This is a genomic window from Butyrivibrio sp. INlla16, assembly GCF_900104155.1.
Taxonomy (GTDB): Bacteria; Bacillota; Clostridia; order Lachnospirales; family Lachnospiraceae; genus Butyrivibrio.
In genome coordinates this window covers 46,707-63,223 of sequence record NZ_FMYB01000001.1, presented here as the reverse complement: position 1 = coordinate 63,223, position 16,517 = coordinate 46,707, and the positions used below count along the sequence as shown (strand labels likewise).

Annotated in this window: 12 protein-coding genes and 1 tRNA gene; 11 read left to right on the top strand and 2 right to left on the bottom strand. The window is 41.5% G+C overall.

Features of this window, described 5'->3' with window-relative positions; all coding sequences use genetic code 11:
- Positions 1-6: 6 nt before the first annotated feature.
- From BLR42_RS00240 to BLR42_RS00205, 8 genes are all read left to right on the top strand, one after another.
- Positions 7-1,311 (top strand): hypothetical protein, encoded by a 1,305-nt coding sequence (locus BLR42_RS00240; protein ID WP_091821466.1) that lies wholly within the window; start codon positions 7-9, stop codon positions 1,309-1,311.
- The gene (locus BLR42_RS00235) at positions 1,312-2,031 is read left to right on the top strand and encodes a DUF6320 domain-containing protein (protein WP_091865517.1); all 720 of its coding nucleotides are present in this window, start codon (positions 1,312-1,314) and stop codon (positions 2,029-2,031) included.
- Between the two features lie 88 nt (positions 2,032-2,119).
- On the top strand, positions 2,120-3,292 hold the full coding sequence (locus tag BLR42_RS00230; RefSeq protein ID WP_091865514.1) for a pectin acetylesterase-family hydrolase: 1,173 nt from the start codon (positions 2,120-2,122) through the stop codon (positions 3,290-3,292).
- A 188-nt stretch (positions 3,293-3,480) separates the two neighbouring features.
- Entirely contained in the window at positions 3,481-4,287 is an 807-nt protein-coding gene (locus BLR42_RS00225) for a class B sortase (RefSeq protein ID WP_022760567.1), read from the top strand.
- A gap of 58 nt (positions 4,288-4,345) precedes the next feature.
- A complete protein-coding gene (locus tag BLR42_RS00220) occupies positions 4,346-4,804 on the top strand; it encodes a hypothetical protein (protein ID WP_091865511.1) in 459 nt (152 codons plus the stop codon).
- Between the two features lie 727 nt (positions 4,805-5,531).
- Positions 5,532-6,695, top strand: coding sequence for a hypothetical protein (locus tag BLR42_RS00215; RefSeq protein ID WP_091865508.1), 1,164 nt, complete (start codon positions 5,532-5,534; stop codon positions 6,693-6,695).
- 147 nt (positions 6,696-6,842) lie between these two features.
- Complete coding sequence (locus BLR42_RS00210) at positions 6,843-9,881, top strand: hypothetical protein (RefSeq protein WP_091865505.1); 3,039 nt, start codon at positions 6,843-6,845, stop codon at positions 9,879-9,881.
- Between the two features lie 64 nt (positions 9,882-9,945).
- Positions 9,946-11,217, top strand: coding sequence for an NADase-type glycan-binding domain-containing protein (locus tag BLR42_RS00205; protein WP_091865501.1), 1,272 nt, complete (start codon positions 9,946-9,948; stop codon positions 11,215-11,217).
- 2 nt (positions 11,218-11,219) lie between these two features.
- On the opposite strand, the gene BLR42_RS00200 is transcribed toward BLR42_RS00205, so the two are convergent.
- Positions 11,220-11,290 (bottom strand) — tRNA-Gly (locus BLR42_RS00200).
- An 80-nt stretch (positions 11,291-11,370) separates the two neighbouring features.
- Between BLR42_RS00200 and mscL the strand changes: the two genes are divergently transcribed.
- The gene (gene mscL / locus BLR42_RS00195) at positions 11,371-11,853 is read left to right on the top strand and encodes a large conductance mechanosensitive channel protein MscL (protein WP_091865498.1); all 483 of its coding nucleotides are present in this window, start codon (positions 11,371-11,373) and stop codon (positions 11,851-11,853) included.
- 74 nt (positions 11,854-11,927) lie between these two features.
- On the opposite strand, the gene BLR42_RS00190 is transcribed toward mscL, so the two are convergent.
- Positions 11,928-12,956 (bottom strand): 3-deoxy-7-phosphoheptulonate synthase, encoded by a 1,029-nt coding sequence (locus tag BLR42_RS00190; protein ID WP_091821446.1) that lies wholly within the window; start codon positions 12,954-12,956, stop codon positions 11,928-11,930.
- Between the two features lie 300 nt (positions 12,957-13,256).
- Here BLR42_RS00190 and BLR42_RS00185 point away from each other — a divergent pair, with 300 nt between their 5' ends.
- Entirely contained in the window at positions 13,257-15,323 is a 2,067-nt protein-coding gene (locus tag BLR42_RS00185; protein WP_170832576.1) for a methyl-accepting chemotaxis protein, read from the top strand.
- A 101-nt stretch (positions 15,324-15,424) separates the two neighbouring features.
- A complete protein-coding gene (locus tag BLR42_RS00180) occupies positions 15,425-16,510 on the top strand; it encodes an acyltransferase (RefSeq protein ID WP_091865492.1) in 1,086 nt (361 codons plus the stop codon).
- Positions 16,511-16,517 lie beyond the last annotated feature (7 nt).

Genomic DNA, 16,517 nt, shown 5'->3' with positions numbered 1-16,517 from the left:
TTAACAATGGAAAGACATACAAATTGGTACAAACTTGATAACGCTGCAAAGATCATTCCTTCAACAGTTAGCGGGGCAAATACGAGAGTTTTTCGTATTTCCTGCGAACTGTTTGAGGAGATTGATCCGGTCATATTACAAAGGGCGCTTGATGAGTCCATCGTCGAATACCCTTTTTTCAATTGCATTTTAAGGAGAGGACTTTTCTGGTATTACCTTGAGGATTCAAACCTTTCCTGTGAAGTGGAAGAGGAGCATCTGCCTCCCTGCAGTGCGCTGTATCTTCCCGGTAAAAAGAGTCTTTTATACAGAGTGTTTTATTATAAGAGACGCATAAGCATAGAGATGTTCCATGTGCTGGCTGACGGAACGGGTGCGTTCATGTTCTTTAGGCGTATGGTGACGAGATATCTCGAGATTGCTCATGATTTTCATGTGGATGACGATTTCTTCGCAGCGGAAATTTCATCTCTTCAGGAGAAAAATAACGATGCCTTCAGGCATTTTTATCAGAACCAGAAAGGCTTAAAGCAGCTAAAGAGCCTTTCTTCAAACAATGCTTATCAGCTTCACGGAGAAGTTGACAGTAACAATGAGTCACATATTGTTGAAGCCTGTGTTTCAGCTAAGGCTTTCAAAAAGCTTGCCGAGAAGTATGGCTCAACAGTTGGAGTCCTTTCGACTGCGGTTTATATCGCAGCCATAATAGATACGATGTCGACTGCACAGAAGAAAAAGCCTATTGTTGTAAGTGTGCCGGTAAACCTGAGGCAGTATTTTCAATCTTACACAGCGAGAAATTTCTTTGGGGTAATAAGCATAAAATATGATCCCATGGATTTTGACAATACGCTGCAGAGCATTATAGATGTGGTGAATGCAGCTTTTAAGAAGCAGCTTGAGCCTTCAAGAATTAATGAGACCATGAATTCTTATGCGGCGCTTGAGCATAATATAGCGATAAAGGTTGTGCCGCTTTTCATAAAGGATTATGTCGTAGGACAGTTTGATGCTGCTGCCAAGAAAGGTGTGACGACTTCGATTTCAAATATGGGTGTTATAAAAATGCCCGCTGAGGTGACTCCTTTCATAGAGAGATTTGCGGCGTTTATGACTGCTTCCAAGGAGCAGATAACCATATGCAGCTTCAGGGATAAAATGGTGTTCGGAGAGTGTTCGGCCTTCACCAATCATCCCACGATGCTGAACCTTTGCAGAAGGCTGACTGCTGAGGGAATCGGTGTTGAGATAAGCACCAATGATTATGATGTTCCAATTATTAAGGAAAAGAAGACAAGGGAGAGTAAGTAAATGCATTATTGCCCGAAATGTAAAATTGTAATAAGAGGGAACAAGACCTGCTGTCCTTTGTGTGAAGGAAAAATTCTCGGCAGGAGCGACGTTCTTAGAACCGGTATAGATGAGAGGATGTATGATATCGATGACTTTTCGGAGGAGCCGGATGAGCCATACCCGACGCTTCCCGAGAGAAAAATCAACGGCGTGACTTTTGTGAAAATATGCACCTTTTTACTGGCAATCATTATAGTACTTGGAATTACTCTTAAGTATCTCTTCGGAGATATGGTGACCTGGGTTGGAATGGTTATTCTCGGAAGTGTTGTGTTATGGCTGGATATACTGGCCATCATGCGTTACCGCTATAACATATTAAAAGTTCTTGCAGTTGAGGTACTTGTCGCGATAATTGTCGACTATTACATTGACAAGGTTACAGGCTTTCACGGATGGAGTGTTATTTGGATGATTCCTTTTTGCCTGGTGGGGCATTCGATCGCGAGCTGGATTATCGCTAAATTTATGAAGCTTCGTATAGAGGAGTACATCATATATATTGTATTTGATGCTGTGCTCGCCTTTTCCCAGGCCTATTTCATCTGGAACGGTGAAAACACATATCCTTACGCAGCGGTGTTTGTCATGGCAGCTTTCGCGATTGCTGTCGCCGCATTGTTACTGTTCCGCTTTAGAGAGCTTAGCAGTGCAACGCAGAGGATGTTTAACGTGTAAACCTTCTATGTGGCGAGAAGCCACAACGAGAAAATGCTTGCATTTTCGAGTCTGGCTCTGAAGAATTACTTACAAGAGATGATGGATCATGGACTACAAAGAAAAACGCAAAATCAGAAAGCAAAAACTAGAGCAGCAGTTTGGCGACTTCGTGGAGAATTCCATCGGGAAAAGAATAGTTGATAAAGACCTTATTGCCCCTGAACTCCCCGATAAGCCTGAAAAGAAGAAGTGGTACCGCGTTATAATTCCCATGGGGCTTAGCGGTGATGGCTCTGAATATCATGTTTATGTAAAGATTGCAGATCCCAAAAAGCTCTGCATCTTTTTTTCAGGCGGAGGTGTGGCGTACAACGAGTACACTGCTGCAAGGCCTATTACCGGTGGAAAGGTTGCTGCGGATCTTCCCAATTACTATTGGAATAATCTGCGCCCTTTTACACAGATAATGAACATCGATATGGGCATTATGAACCTCAAGGATAAGGCAAATCCGTTCAAGGACTGGTCTATAATTGATATACCCTATGCCACCGGTGATTTTCACGTAGGAAACAACGATTTCCCCTATGAAGGTGAGGATGGAGAGAAGCATGTTCTTCATTTTCACGGATATATCAATTTTCTCGAAGCGATGGGGGTATCCAGAAATTTGTTCGGAAACCCGAAAAGACTTCTGATAGCTGGTAACAGCGCAGGCGCTTTTGCGGTTCCGGCACTTACTGATGAGATACTCAGAGTGTGGTACCCTGAGGTGAAAGATGTGACGCTTTTATCGGACAGTGCGCTTCTTCTTTACAATAAGTGGGAGTATACCGCACGGGAAGTTTGGAAAGCTCCGGAGCCGATATGTGATGCCATTAAGTCAGACAACATCACGCTTAGCTGGTATAGACGATTATTTAAAAAATATGGTGACAGACTTAGATATCTTTACTCCAGTTCCACCAGGGATTATGTGCTTAGTGCCTACTATAATGATGTTACCAACAAAACCTACAAGACGGATGCGGATGTTCAGGATGCGTACTATAATCAGCTTAAGGAAATGGTGAAGGAGTTAAAGAATCTTACTCCGAAGTTCGGTATGTTTATCAATGACTGGACGTTGCCTATTGTCACAAAGGGTGGAACTGTTCATACAGCAGTGCGGGAACCGTATTTTACCCTTTTTTCGCAAAACGATGTGACAATGGCGCGATGGCTTCACGATGCCGTAAACGGGAATGTGTATGATATCGGGATGGAGCTACTGAAATGATGTCATAACTATATAGCCTTCCCCTGTGGGGCGCACGACGTCCGGGGGACGTCGGCTTTGCGCTGACCGGAGCGGAGCGTAGACAAGGTGGCACGAAGTGCCGGATGAGGGAAAAACAATATACTAAATTTTTTCTAAGTTTATGCCGAAATAAAGTATGAAAAAATAAAAGCAGGGGATTTATGCGCATGCAAAAACGTAGGGGGAAAATCAGGAAAACAATAAGAAATACTATCCTTACGTTATCCTGCATCACCTTTCTGGTGGTGACAGGTATTTTTGCTGTAGAGATTTATCAGGAGCAAAAGAGCAGCGCCAACATGAGAAAAGTTCAGGCAATGGCAGCCGTTACGGTTGGCGAATCCGGCACCGTAAAGAAGGCTATAAGTGATGATCCTGATGATCCAAAGAACAATCTCGCAGCTCTGAAAATCGAGTACCTGTATAAGAAGAACAAGGATCTGACCGGCTGGCTTCGAATTAACAATTCGGATATTGATTATCCGATAATGTACAGGGAAGGGGATAATGACTATTATCTTCAGCACGATTTTTTCGGAAATGATGACAGAAACGGCCTATTGGTTTTAGATAAAAGATGCAGTTTTGATTTGTCTGATAATCACCTTCTGATACACGGACATAACATGAAGTCCGGAGCATTGTTCGGAACTCTGAAGTATTATAAAGAAGATGAGTATCTTAGAAAGCACCAGGCAGTTGAGCTTGACACACCGACAGAACAGCGATTTTATGAGATAATAGCAGTGGTTGATACCACAGCAAACGGTGAGAAGGATGGCTTTAACTACGCAGATTATATCAATATAAATGATAAGCAGACTTTTGATACCTACATTGCATATCTTAAAGCAAAGTCACTTCACAAGATAGCAGCGACAGCTTCCTACGGTGACCAGCTGCTTACACTTTCAACCTGTGACTATACAATGAAGAACGGAAGATTACTTGTTGTTGCGAAACGAGTAGGATGATAAATTGCTAAATGACAGAGATGAATTTTGAGTCTAAACATCGGAAGGGGAATTTGACATGAAAAAAATACGAGTACTTACAATAATTCCAATTTGTCTTATGCTTATGCTTACGCCTGTATCTGGAATCCGCGCAGGTGCCGTAACGGTTGATATTAAGGACAATTACGATGCCGGACTTTTAGGCGAAGAGAGGGATGGTAACGGTAAAGATGAAGATGAGGATGCTGCAAGCACCGCGAGCTCAAGTACTGCAGCAAACAGTGCATCCAAGGCTTCCTCAGCAACAAGTAATACGGCTTCATCAACTGCTCCGGCAGCAACCACGCCGACAACTACTACGCCGGCAGCAACAGATGTCGCTGCTAACATTGCTTCTACAGCAGCAACCACCACAACAACAGATCTTCCCAAAACAGGTGATGATAACCGCATAATGATTACCTTCATTGCAATGCTTGCCAGCTTTTCAGTATTCCTGACAGCACTGCTTACAGGGAAACATCTTAAGGCATGAAGATGCTCATATTATTGATAAGCTTAGGTCCGGACATATTGTTCGGGCCTTTTTATTTTTGATCTAAAATTTTTAAATTTCCTCTAAAGTTATAATGTTTTTAGCCGATATATAAGATAGCAAGGGATATGCCGAATATCAAAGGATTGATAATCTTTGGTATTCGGCTGTTTTTGTGTTCGAGGAGTGATGCTTTACCCATAAATGATGAAGAATGGGGATTTATGGGTATGTTTAATAATGTGGGGTTCCAAGATTATTCTGATTTAGGGAAAATGTTGGTATAACGGAAAGAATTATTTGCCAAGATATTTGATAAATAAAGAATATGTTGGTAAAGAAGATTTGCTCTGTTACCAAGATATGTAGAATATCCGAACAATCTGGGTATAGAGCGCCTGAATAAATACCAAGGTATACTTACTACTATAAAAATCTGGGTAAAGACGAGTTGGCCTATTACCAAGATTTGAGTAATAAGAGACTAATCTTGGTAAAAAAGAGATTTTTTCATACCTGTAAATTAAGGAAGTGTCTAATATTTGGGCATGAGCGGTAAAAATTCAAGGAACAGTACCTTGAAATTTGTATAATGCTTTTTTCAAGGTAAAGATAAGAAAAATGTTACATTGGATTAGAACAAGAGGAGAAAATCAATGTAAAAATGGGGGGATATCTGGGACAACTGCGATCGTTCAACAGCGATTAGTAAAAGGAGGGATTGTCTATGATGGAACTCACCGAAATTAAAGAGCAAAACGGAATATATACCTATAGTTATAATGTTACGCTGGATAAAGTATCATCAAACTCTAATTCTGCACAGATAGAAACCAATAAAATACAGCAATCAAAGCAAACATCACAGATAAATACGGCCAATACCCAAAGCTTTGCAGACTGCTACAATAATGCGGCAGATACAATTCAGAAAACCTCAAAGTCAGATTACTCAAAGGCAGAGTGGGATGCGCAGAGAACAAAGAATACTACAATAGGAAAGCTTCAAAAGCTGGATGCGGATGTTGCTGCGCTTGAGAGAGTTGCGCCTAATGCACCGCAGGAAGTCAAAAGTGCGTGGATTGATGCTTCCAGGGAGACAGGTTTTAATGGCATGGGATACGGGGAAAGCGGTGCAACAAAGCTTTTTGCGGAAGTATCTGCCAGTGCAAGAATGACAGACAACAGTATCGCAGGAGTCCAGGATCTTTTTGGCGGGACTGTGGATTCAGCAATAGATGCTGTGTCAGCGGCCAGATATGACACCATAAACAACAGTGCAAACGGAAATAGTAAGGAACTTGAATTTTACGACAATCTCTTGGGGAAACTGAACGGCCTCAAGGATGGAAGTTATACGCCGTCAGATGTCAGTACTTTTGAGAAAATGAATAAGAATAATCTTGATGTATATCCCGGAGAAGAATCAAAAGTAGTAGAAAAACTGGAACTTCCGGATAACTACAGTCAGGGTTATTTCTTCCATAGGACGGCAGCGTCTGATGCGGAAGGAAATAGCTTTGAACTTAGTGCTAAGTATCCCGCAGACTATGATAAAACAAATCCGTCGGTTGAAGTCTATGTGAAACAAGGTAATCAGGAAGGCCTATACAAAGTTGAGGTGAATAAGGTAAATATCGAAACTGCCGGTCAGGTCGAACTGTACGGCCTCTTTGCTTATGTTGAAGACGATAAAAACATTCCAAGGAATATAGATCCGGACTCATCAGATCTTTACTATTCAGAACTTGATAAAAAACTGGAGAAGCTTAAGAGCGATAATTTCACGCAGATAGACACGCAGGAGATGGTAAACACCTTCAAGAGTATGGATACACTTTCCTATTGGGATAAGATAGACCTTAGAAAAAGTCTGATGGAGATAATGTAAATATGATGTTAAAAGGCGGTGTGCGATTGCATACCGCCTTTTGAAATATTGTAAATAATATAGCTTTGATTTAAACTTAAACGAGGAAACTCAACTAATTCAATAAATAATGATTTTTATCCATTTAGGTCAATAGGGGGAAACCAAATGAGAAGTAAACCATTATCTCTATTACTTATGTCTACGATAGTATGCTGTCTGTTTTCCGGATGTGGCAAAAATGGAAATGATGCTGCAACAGCTCCTGAAAATAATGGTTCGACTGAAGCAGCCCAGAACAGCTCGTCCGATTCTGCCGGGGATAAATCTGCAGAAAACTCTGAAGCTGTTTCTCTTTATGATGGAGTGCCGACGCTTGTTCTCCATAAGGCAAGTAAATATGAATGGAATGAGGATAATAAGCCATATATCAAACATTACTACAGTTATCTTTCTCTTGACAAAGAATATGCTGCTTCTCACACTGAGCTTGCGAAGAACATAAATGATGTCAGAGATGATATTGAAGCACACGAGTATGACTATTATACGTTATCCATGGAAGAAGCGAAGGAATATGATGATCTTACCTTCGAGTGCAGCTGGTATACGTATCTTAGGAGGGCTGACAGCAAGTACATCAGCTTTGTCAATGAATGTGAAAATGCGGGGACTTTTGACTTTAATGTCCTGTCATATATAGCACACTCATATTATGTGGATAGCGGAAAAGAGATTATGCTCACAGACATCGTCGCTGATGAGGAGGCTTTTTATGACCTTCTGGCAGAAAAAGTAAAGAAAAACGTTGACGAAACACTGTCTGATTATATTGGAGAACTGTCGAACCTTGACAAGGAAGGTATTAAAAAAAGTATAAAGACCTGTATGCAAGGCACCGGGTGCGCATGGACGCTGGATCCTCAGGGTGTAACCTTCTGGTTTGATTCAAATGTATTTTCACCATTTTCGACAGCAAATACTGTGTTCTTCTCAGAGGATAAAGATGGGAAGATTTTTAAGGAGGAGTTTGCAAAAGATATCCCGGATGAATGGATCATGATGATGCCGGGAGGAGATAAGACGTACTTTGATGAGGACGATGACGGAGAAGAGAATACTGTAAATTCATCAGAAATAACTGAGTATAATCCGGATTTTGAAGACTACTACGTTTCCGGATTTATGATCAGCTATGAAGATGACTACAAAAAGTATAAGGGGGAAGAGGCTAGTTCCTACTTTATTTTCCTTATGCATAAAGATCATAAAAATCTAATACTTGAATCACACTATGAGTATGATTATGCACTTATCAGTGCATATCCGCTTGTTAATGGCAAAATAAAACAGGGTGACACAATGCTTGCAGGACTCGAATATGCCTGGGATGAGGCAGACGAAGATGAAGACGCTGCTCCTTTTTATATGCCGACAGGAACGAATGATATCCGGGTACTTATTGATGAGGGCGGTGAGGAGCATGATGTAAAGGCGGACACCATAAGCGTCTCTATGGATGGAGAACTTTATAAAAGGGGCGAGGAAAGTGCGTTTGATGGCCCTAAATCAGAAGAAGACCTTTTTGCCTTCATGGAGGGTGAGTGGAGTCTGGTAAATCCCGTGACACTAAAAGACTATGGTCATATGGAGATCAAAAGCGATGGCACTTTTACCTATGGATACACAGGCTCTGATGAGACCTGTACAGGTGAGTTTACACCGGATCACCAGTATCCCGGAGAGAAAAATGTACCCTTATCGTTTTCTGTAAATGTGTCAGGGATAGATAAGATGACCTTTGCGGACAACGGATATTATGAGCCTGATGACGGTAAGGATACATCGAATGTGAAATTGTATTATGGCAGCTGCGACAAAGAAGACTTCATTTATATGGAGGAGACAGGCAACGGTGACTCCTTCATGGGAAGTGTCTTGTTCCAGGATCAAAGCAGTGTGGACGGATCATTTTCACTTTCATCAAATTCTTATCTTATGCATAGAAAGAGCAGCGATACGATAGAGGCACCCGCAAATACAGGCAGCTTTTATGCATGGGTATGGAAAGCTGATGATAAAGGGCTCTGGGCACAGGAAATGAAGCCTCTTACCTGGGATGGGGAAAATGAGTATACATTAAACTGCTTTACGGCAGCAGCTTTTGAGCCGAAGCAGATGAGTGCTGCATATTATAAATATTCAGATGGAATTAATAAGAAACTCCTTTTGAATGGGCAGCGACTGGAAATGGAATATCCCAGATACATGTGCAGACTGAGCATCGGATTAGATGGGAGCATAAATGATATCGAAGAGGTTGACAGTGCTTTTTACGGAATATATGACCTTGGTGACTTGGATCCGGAGATTTCTTATGATGGTCTGAAATTCAATTATAATGGTACGACCTTTGATCTGGAAGGAAAGGGTGCGGGCAACGCAATTCTTGATGTTTATCATGCATATGGAAAAGAGATTGTGGAGTGTCATGTAAACCCGCATACAAGTTTATATTACATTTTTGATAAGTTTCGCGGAGAATTCTGCGAGGAACCAATAGATGGGACTAATCTGACCTGGCTTGATGATGATTTTACAACTGCAATTTACGCTCAGAAGAATGAAGTGAGAGACCTGTGCGGTGATTTTATGTTTGCTGTAGATGGTGAAGAAATTTCAGATCTTGAATTTACCGATGGCGGCAAAAAAGTAAAATGCTCTTACTATGTAAATGGATATAGCGATGTAGAGGAAGAGACATTTGAAATGCCTGAGCGCCGTGACGCTGCAATGAATGCATATTGTAATTATGTAGATTCCGGGAGAGCCGGTGACTACAGAAAGTTTATGGAATATGTACCTGAAGATGCCGCATTTCTTGCTGTTACAGATCCGCAGATTTGGACAAGAGATCTCTTTTTCTTATCAGATATGCTTGAACCGACTGCTGTAAACTATGTTATGGTTGTTGCTCTTCATGATAACTCTGTGGTTGATGTATACAAGGGTGGCGAAACATGTACTGCTACAGAGTATCTGGATAAAGGAAAGAGCAGTATGTACAAGATGACGGTTTCTGAGACTATGCCTTTATATACTGTTAAGGTAACAACAGACGAAGATGGAAAAGAGACCACTACAGAGTGGCCGGTAACGGAATTTAGTGGTGAAACCTACCAGCACTGCAGTTTTATTTCAAGGTGATGACACTGCTGATTCTTTTTGACGAAGAAGCGAGAAAACTGAGGACTATCTAAGGGAGAATGCTATGAGAAGGAAGACTTTAAGAACACTTATATCGGTATCTGTAATGACCGTTATGGCGTTGAACATGATAGCGTGCGGAGGAAGTAAAGAAGGTGGGAGTGGCAATACGGCTACAGCTACAGAAAGCACAGCTGCTGAAGAGACTGCTACAGAAAGTGCTGGGGAAGAGGCTGGAGCAAAAGAAGAAGCTGGATCACAGAACGCATCAGAAGATAATAAGAATACAGAATCGGCTAAAGTAGCTCATTTATCAGAAAGTGAATGCTCAGAGAAAATTGAACAGCTTTTGGCAACTGAGCCGGTAACTCCTGCTAACATCGAGGTACTTAAAGAAATGGCGGATAGTGTGACCTTTGCCAGAGTTCTGGATGCCGATGGTGTTACTTTCTCGCAAATGGATAATGCAAGCAAGGCATCACTTCGCTTCCAGATTATAAACAATGTTCTTTGGCTACAGACATCTGTTCGTGAGGATATAACAACGACAGTAAATGATGAGACAGCGATAGCATTAGAGGATGCAGAGGGTATATTCAAGGATTTTTACGGCGAAGAAGATTTTACCCCATACGAATACGAAAGAGTAGAAGACGGATATGTATATCCTTTGATGGCTGATGGAGAAGCCTGGCAGCTGGTTGAGCATATGCAATTTTTTGAGGATGATGACTACATTCTCTTTACGGGACCGGGCTTCTATGAAAGTAATGGCGGAGATGAGGAATTCTTGGGATATGCTGATATTCTCTTTATTAAGAACCCTGACAGCAGATATGGCGCAACACTTCTCTATGGAAGATACCGTGACGAGAAAATAAACATAGCTTCCGTAGAAACTTCATCTGAGCTTTCGGCATCCGGTGGGAAGACCTATTCAGGAGACAATCTGATCGATGGGGATTATACCACTGTATGGGCTGAAGGCGTCTCGGGAACAGGTGTAGGCGAGACTATCACGCTTCATTTGGACAAAAAGCAGCTTGTGTATGGAGTAGTGATATGTAATGGCTATACCGCAAGCTATGAGCAGTTTAAAAAAAATGGAGTGGTAACAGAGGCAAGTGCTGATTTTGGAGATGGTAATACCGTTAAAGGTGAAGTAATAAGTTGTAACTATGAAGGATACACAGCGGAAAATCTGGCAGAGTTTAACCGGACAAAGCTTGAATTGGAAGAGCCTGTGATGACGGATACAATCGTTATTACGATAACCGGGGCAACTTCCGGAGCCCAATATGATGATACCTGCGTAAGCGAGGTGATGGCATACTAAAAAGCAGAACACGGGAGTCGAACCCGCCTCTTCAGCTTGGGAAGCTGACATACTACCGATGTACTAGTCCTGCAAACAACTATTTAATAATAAACAATTTGTGCTATAATTTCAAGTGGTTGAAAATAGTTTCGTTTCAGATTGGAGGAGAATATGGTAGTAGATAAGAGTAAGGCTCTCGAGAAGAGCAAGGGGTTTGCTAACGAGTTTCGTGAGTTCATTATGCGCGGCAATGTCATGGATCTGGCTGTCGGTGTTATCATCGGTGGAGCTTTCCAGAGCATTATCAATTCACTTGTAAATGACATCATAATGCCTGTTATCAGTGTTCTCACAGGTGGCATCGATTTTTCAAACTGGTTCATTTCACTTGACGGCTCCAAGTACAGCAATCTTGCTGCAGCACAGGAAGCAGGAGCAGCAACACTTAACTACGGTGTGTTTATCACAGCGGTTATCAATTTCCTGCTTATGGCACTTGTTATTTTCTGCATAGTAAAATCACTTAATAAGGTTAGTGAAAAAGTGAAGAAGGAACAAGAGGAGGAAGCTCCTACAACAAAGATTTGTCCTCACTGCAAGAGCGAGATCAACATCGAGGCTACAAAGTGCCCTTGCTGTACATCTGATTTATAATTTCTGATAAAAAAACGGATCGCCGATGACTGATTGACGATCCGTTTTTATATGCTCCTTATGTGATACACGCTTTATGCGAGCTCTGCAATATCAAGAAGAAGTCTTTCTGTATCATCCCATCCAAGACAGGGATCTGTGATGGATTTTCCGTAGATTCCTTCGCCTATCTTCTGGCAGCCTTCCTCAATATAACTTTCAATCATTACGCCCTTTACAAGCTCACTGATGTTTTTGTTCTGATTTCTGGAATGTAAAACTTCTTTTACAATGCGTACCTGCTCCTGATATTTCTTGCCTGAATTGTTGTGGTTTGCATCGATGATGGCAGCAGGATTTTTAATATCTCTCTCAGAATACAGATAAGCAAGAAGACTGAGGTCCTCATAGTGGTAGTTGGGCTGGGACTGTCCGTGCTTATTCTGCGAGCCGCGAAGAACGCAGTGAGAGAGCGGATTTCCGCTGGTTTTTACCTCATAGCCTCTGTATACAAAGGAGTGGGGAAGCTGAGCAGCATAAACGGAATTGAGCATTACGCTTAAGGTACCGCTTGTAGGATTCTTCATTCCTGCGGGAACTCCAAAACCGCTGGCAACCATTCTATGCTCCTGATCCTCTACAGAGCGTGCTCCGATGGCAACGTAGGAAAGAATATCCTCAACATATCCCCAGTTCTCGGGATAAAGCATCTCATCGGCAGCGGTGAGACCAGACTCCTCGATGGCACGAATCTGCATGTGGCGCATAGCTACAAGGCCGGCTCTGAAATCTGTCTTACCCTCGGGATCCGGCTGAGAAGTAATTCCCTTATAACCTTCACCTGTTGTACGTGGCTTGTTTGTATATACTCTGGGAACGATTATCAGCTTATCCTTAACCTTATCATTTACTTTTGCAAGTCTTGAAACGTAATCGCAAACTGCATCCTCATTATCAGCAGAGCAGGGGCCTACAATGACAAGAAATTTATCACTGTTTCCTGTGAGAACATCAGCAATTTCCTTATCTCTTTTCTTTTTTAATTCAATCAAGTCCTTTGAAAGCGGGAACTCATCCCTGATTTCCTCAGGAGACGGAAGCTGCTGTATATATTGAAATGACATTTGAAAATACCTCCGATAAAATTCTCTAACGTGTTCCACTATAACACGTTAAAGTAAGAAAGTAAACGCCAATAATTTTAAATATAAAAAAAGTGTAAAGAATATCGGAAAAATCCGCAACTTTGTTTCCAAAACTTTAATAATTAATAATCGTTTATTTGATAATTTTCCACTTGATTTATGATACACTTTTTATATGAAAAAATGAAATTAAGTTTTATAAAATGGAAGTTGTTATTGACACCGGTTCAGGTGGCAGTATAGTGCCTGACCACAAAAATAATTTATGAGGGTATGACTATGTGGAAAAAGATGTCTATTATGGCAAAGATGCTGATTGGTATTATTCCTATCGTTGCTATAGCAATGATTCTGATGACCTATATCAGTGTCTCAACCAGCCGCAGTCTGATCCAGGAGCAGACGACTGAAAGAACTGAGGCAATAACCGAAGGTAATATCAATAAGGTCGACAGCTATTTGGATGCGATAAGAACCACGGCTATAGGACTCGCGGAAACTGTTGGCGGAACCTACAGAAGTGCGACAATGGAAGATTATAAAGATGTTTTCACCAATGTCCAGCTGAACGATGAAATCATATCCGGATGCGGAATCTGGTTTGAGCCCTTTGCTTATCAAGGCGATCAGGAGTACATGGGACCTTATTGGTATAAGGATGGTTCTTCTGTAGTAGAGACCTGGGATTACAGTAATGCTGAGTATGATTATCCCAATCAGGAATATTATCTTAATGCAAAGGCTTTAACAAAGGGAACAGCGAAGATAACAGATCCTTACTATGATCCTACATCGGGAACGGTTATGTCGACCTGTTCGGCACCTATTTACAATAACAAAGGCGAGTATATCGGCTGTGTTACTGTAGATGTTGTGCTTGATACGATTACTAATATTGCCGGTGCAATCACTGTAGGCAAAACCGGATCAGCTATGATGGTAACCTCTGATGGAACTTATCTCTATACCGCAGATAATCAGAAGGTTCAGGATGGCGCAAAGATAACAGATGAAGATAACGCTTCGCTTGTAGTTGTCGCATCTCAGGTACTTGCCAATGAGACAGGTATGGCAAGATTTGAGGAGAACGGAAAATATATTATTGTTAATTACGGAACGGTTCCGGAGGTTAACTGGAAGCTTATGATCCGCATGAATCAGGATGAGCTTGAAGAAGATGTAAATCAGATGACTTATATGATGGTGGGAATTTTGATAGCTGCCCTTGTTATAAGTTCACTGGTAGTAATACTCCTTGTAAGTTCTATTGCAAGAAATATCGCAAGCGTTAAAAAGTTTGCAGGATCCCTTGCAAGCGGCGACTTTACCGTATCAAAGCTTCATGCTAAGAACCAGGATGAGCTTGGACTTATGAGTGATTCCTTAAATAACATGTATGAGTCCAACAGAAGCGTAATCAGCCAGATATCCGATGAATCGGAACAGATAAGCTCGGCAAGTGCTTCACTGTCATCGATGGCAAACGAACTTACCAGCCAGTTCGAGAAGATTCAGAGCAACATGTCAGGTGTAAATGATGCGATGATGTCATCCGGAGCAGCTACAGAGGAAGTAAGTGCATCCGTAGAGGAAGTTAATACTTCGGTTCAGAGCCTTGCAGATGTGAGTGAAGAGAGCCTTGCTGCTACAAAGGATATCATGATCCGTGCACATGAGATTGAGCAGAACAGCCAGAAGGCATACGACAATGCAATAAATATCGCACAGGAGAGAAGTCAGGAGCTTTCGGATGCATCCGAGAAGGCAAAGGTTGTTGAAGAGATCAGTAACATGGCACAGTCTATTGCTGAGATTGCCGATCAGATCAATCTCCTTTCGCTGAATGCTTCAATTGAGGCTGCAAGAGCAGGAGAGCATGGTAAGGGCTTCGCAGTTGTTGCTTCCGAGATCAATAAGCTTGCAACGGATACCGCCGAGGCAGTTCAGCAGATCCAGACCACTATCGACGGCGTTCAGGATGCTTTCCAGACACTTACCGAGAGTTCACAGGCACTGCTTGATTTTGTAAATAATACTGCTGCACCTGACTATGAGAACTTCGTACATGTAGCCCGTCAGTATGGTGATGATGCTCAGCAGTTCGGCTCACAGTCCGATCAGATAGCACAGATGGTAGAGAACATCAGAAATGCAATGAATGAGGTAAATAATGCGATTCAGAATATCGCAGAGTCTACTCAGGAAACAGCATCCCATAGCTCTGATATTACAGATTCCATCAATACTGCTGCTGATGTAGTTGAAAACGTCGGTGATATGTCCAGCAAACAGGAAGACATTGCTGTTACTCTTGACGGAATTGTAAAGAACTTCAAACTCAAGTAAGGGCATATATCTCATAATTGCAAATTGTGATACAATTAAAGCTGTTCAGGATGAAAATTTTGACATTTTCTCCTGAATAGCTTTAATAATTTGGGGGATATATGAGTCAGAGACCACTTCGTGAATCAAATATAGAGCTTCTGAGAATAATGTCAGCCTGTGGGGTAATAATGCTGCATTATAACAGCGTGAAAAACGGAGGCTTTGCAGGAGCTGCTGATGGCAGCATAAACCAGTTTATTCTTGTGTTGCTTGAAGCCTTCAGTATTTGCGCAGTAAATGTATTTGTTCTGATCACCGGTTATTTCATGTGTAAAGTTAATAAGCGTGATGGTCTTAAGCCACTTAGCCTTGTAATGCAGGTGCTTGTTTTTGCTCTGATTACTGTTTTGGCAAAGCGGATCTTTTTACATCAAAGCTCTTCAATTGACGACTTGTTTGAGTATGTTTTTTCGGGCAACTGGTTTGTGTATGTGTTTGTGGCGCTCTATTTTATTTCGCCGTTTATAAATATCGTATGGGAGCATCTCGATGTTTCCGGAAGAAAGCTCCTTATCGGAATATCATTTGTTTTATTTTCGGTTTATCCAACAGTGATTGATATTTTAAAATATTGGTCAGGCAGACAGCTTGCCGGAAGCAGTACTATTGGAATTGATGGAGCTCAGGCAGGATATACAATTGTAAACTTTGTGCTTGTCTATCTGATTGGAGCGGGAATTCGGGATATGGATGAAAAGCATGTTCCGACGGTTGGACATCTGCTGTTCTGGTATATTCTGAGTATCCTGGTGACGGTAGCCTGGAGCTATGCTGACGGAATAAGGGCAGGAAAGAATATCTATGATACGATTGCCTGGAACTATAACAATCCGCTTATTATTTCCCAGGCAGCTCTTCTGTTCATGATGTTCAGAAAAATAAAGATAACGAACAATCGTATAATAAATGCCATAGCCGGAGGAACCTTTACTGTCTATATTTTAAATCTCAGACTTGTAGGCTTTTTGGATGCTAAGAGATTTGCGGGAGGTGACACCCCACTGCTCATACTTCATATTATAGGCAGTATCATAGGTATATATGTATTTAGTTATATATGTTATGTCCTTTATTTGCTTATAAAGCGTCCGATATATAAGATGATATCTGAAAAATGGTATCGAAACAGACGCTTTACAGTATAGCAAATGA